The sequence below is a fragment of the Thermodesulfitimonas sp. genome (assembly GCF_052743955.1).
On sequence record NZ_JBRAIN010000140.1, the window covers coordinates 1 to 3100 of the forward strand.

Here is a 3100-nt window from a genome sequence, read left to right on the forward strand (position 1 = left end):
GCCGCAGCGCACCTGCAAGCACTGGTTAATTTGATAGAAAAGGAGTTTTACCTTAGGGAACTTAAGGAAAAACTCCAACAAACCGGTGTACGATTGGCGTCCAGCCTTGCTTTACCCCCGGAAGTAGAGCGGGAACTTACCCTGCGCGAACGAGAAGTCCTTCGGCTTTTGCTTTCTGGGCTAAGCAGCAAAGACATAGCGGGCAAGCTTTGCCTCAGCGTTTCCACCGTCGAAGACTACCGCAAGCAAATCTACCAAAAGCTCGGCGTGAGATGCGGCATAAAGGGACTCCTCGCCCTCCTTAACCGCTGAATTGTTGCCCGGTTGCTTTTTACTCGTTCCTCTGTTTCAAACCTACCCCATTGGTGTGCCGGTTAAAACCCCCGAAATTGGGGGATAAAACCCCCAGTTCTGGGGGTATACAGGGCGCTTTGGCGGTGCTAAGTTATGAGTAAATCCTCTGAGTGAGCAGTGACGTTCCTAACAAGGAGGTGGAAATGGCAGTTTGTCCCAGCAAGAAGAAAAGGTAATTGTTACTGGGAGGAGGTGAATTTTTCCTAGTAGGACAAGCAATTCTAACAGTAACGATGAGGGCATATCGGAAAGAAGGTAACCAGGAAACTTTGCTGCTGGGCGTGGTTGTTCCTGAAGTTTGGTTATTGGAATCTATCTAAGTCAATTTTCCCCATAAGTACGTGTAAATTTTACGGGCAGAAGGAAGTGAAAAAATGAGACGATACCTACTTTTCGACGCCAGTTGCACATTGTGTAATAAACTGGCACGGGCCATCGAGGCAGAAGCACGTGGTAAGCTAAGGGTACGCAGTTTGTATGACCCAGAAATGAAGGCTCTACTAAACTAAGCCCGCCCTGGATGGCAATGGGAACCTACTCTAATGGAAGTACGTGATCAGCGGGTGCGGGTCTATACCGGCTTGGCCATGCGGCTTCGGATGGCGGTCGTTTTAGGATGGCGGGGGACTTACCGTGTAGTACGAATACTGCGGGAAGCGGGAGTAGGAATAACTGGTGTAAGCATTGAAAGAAGATGGTTCTTAAAACAAGCAGGCTTATGGGCACTCGGATTAACGTTATCCGGATTAGCCTCGTTAGGATTGGAGTCAACCCGTTTAGCGGCATGGGCAAGTGAAAAGTCACAACAGTTTAAAGCTTTAGATCCAGCAGTACGTGACGGAGTAGGCCATAATCCTCGAAGTATCGGGGTGAAAGCTTATGATGTGTCTCGAAAAGGCGATGAAACAATTGTTAATTTTTCGCATATTGATCCATCCAAACAAGGAACCTTACACATACAATGGTTTGACCAAACAAATAGAGCTACATTAAAATTGTATCGAGGTTCACAAATAAAGTCACTGATGTGGGACGGAATCAATGGCACAGTTGCTTTTTTGGATGCCGAAGGTAGGCTTGCACGATTTACGTTCAGTATTACTGACAAGGCGTGGGTTACAGATAACCCCCTGTCACACCAAATTCTCGACAAAAATGAAGATGACGTTAAACTGATGGCTTCGATAGCTTCAGATTTCTCGGGTAGGAATCCGAATCAAGAAGTAGATGGACAATCTTCGCAGATAAAACCAGCGGCACTTTGTCCTGATTACAGTCATCCATGTCGGGGAACTGGATACGATTTGACTAGGTCTTATGCATGCAATAAAGCAAAGCAAAACGCTGCTTCTTGCTGTTCGAACCAATATTGTTATGGATGTTACAGTTACATGAGCAGTTATTGCGACTGCGCTTGTGTTAGGTGGGATTACCTTTGTATGTGCTCGATAACTGGTTATCCTTGTAAGCCCTGTTAATTTGATGACGCTTCATTAGAATTACTGGCCACTAATACCTTTCGTGGTGAAAAAATGGCTATAGCGTACAACATTCGGCCATCTGAGATTCTGGTTATCTTATTTGCCCTTGCCAGCACGGCCTTCTGGGTCTGGGTACTCATCACCTGCGCCTTGGAGGAACCCCCGGGGAAGCCAAAGGTTGTATGGGTGGTTTTAATCGCTTTAACCCACTGGGTGGGGGCTCTGGCTTATTTGTTCTGGAAAAGTTTCCAAAAAAGAACGCGACGAGAGCGGCAAGAGTAAAGTCCGGTGTTCGGAACAAAGTTTTCGGCAGCCGCCGAAAAAGGATTGTACCGGGTTGCGTCCATAGCGACTTCTGCAAGCGGGGGTGGTCGAGCAGCCAAAATTTCGTAAAGAGAGCGCTCCAAAAAACCAAGCATTGGGGAGGTAAAAAATGGCGCGACGGATTACGATGGTGTTGCTGGCGGTGGTGTTGGCAGTCTTTTTGTTAGCGCCGGCGGCGCTGGCTGCCGGCCCGGCGGCGGACGACCTGTTAGCCGCTCTGCCGCAGCCGCCGGCGGAAGGGCAGTTGGCAACGCGGGCTGATTTTGCGGCGATGCTGGTGAAAGCGGCCGCGATCCCGCAAAGCCCGGTGAAAGGCGAGGTGGCAAAGGATGTAGCACCTGACGCCTGGTACGCCGGGGTAATGGTTACACTGAAAGAGAAAGACATTATGAGCGGTTACCCCGACGGCACCCTGCGGCCGGAAAGGCCGGTGACGCGCACCGAAGCGGTGGTGCTCGTGGCGCGGACCTTCGGCCTCTTCACCACCATCAGCACCGCTGAGGCGGGTCCCCTGCCCCAAGGTCACTGGGCGGGTTCGCTTTACAACTGGATGTGCAACCAGGGAATCGCCCCGGCCGCGGCCGCGCCGGAGGAAAGGCTCACCGTTGCTGAGGCGGCCAGTTTCCTGAGCCGGCTCTTTGGCAGCGACCCGGAGGCGTTAGCGATCGTGGAGAAAAACGCGGCGGCTATGGCCGAGGTGACCGCCTTCCGGGGTAAAACGGCCATGGATATTGCAATGCGACTTCGCCCCGGCGCAAGCGGCACCGGAGGGGAAACGGGGCACATAGAGATGACGACCACTTTCCAGGCGCCGGGGAACGTGGCAATGACGAGCCGGATCGATACGGTGATAGAAGGCAGGCCGGTATCATTGACCAGCGACTTTTTCGTGGTTGACGGCAACGTTTATTCAGGGTTCACCGACCCGCAAACCGGAGAGA

At 51.5% G+C, this 3100-nt stretch carries 4 protein-coding genes; all 4 read left to right on the plus strand.

Annotated features, from left to right (window positions below; genetic code table 11):
• Window positions 1-312, plus strand: a 312-nt coding sequence (locus tag ACUVTA_RS09160; RefSeq protein WP_445952633.1) for a LuxR C-terminal-related transcriptional regulator, incomplete at its 5' end; no start/stop codon positions are given.
• A gap of 584 nt (window positions 313-896) precedes the next feature.
• A complete protein-coding gene (locus tag ACUVTA_RS09165; RefSeq protein WP_445952634.1) occupies window positions 897-1832 on the plus strand; it encodes a hypothetical protein in 936 nt (311 codons plus the stop codon).
• 54 nt (window positions 1833-1886) lie between these two features.
• Window positions 1887-2117: a PLDc N-terminal domain-containing protein gene (locus tag ACUVTA_RS09170; RefSeq protein WP_445952635.1), complete on the plus strand. Its 231-nt coding sequence runs from the start codon at window positions 1887-1889 to the stop codon at window positions 2115-2117.
• Window positions 2118-2268: 151 nt separating this feature from the next.
• Window positions 2269-3100 (plus strand): S-layer homology domain-containing protein (locus ACUVTA_RS09175; RefSeq protein WP_445952636.1); only part of this gene is annotated, 832 nt, incomplete at its 3' end.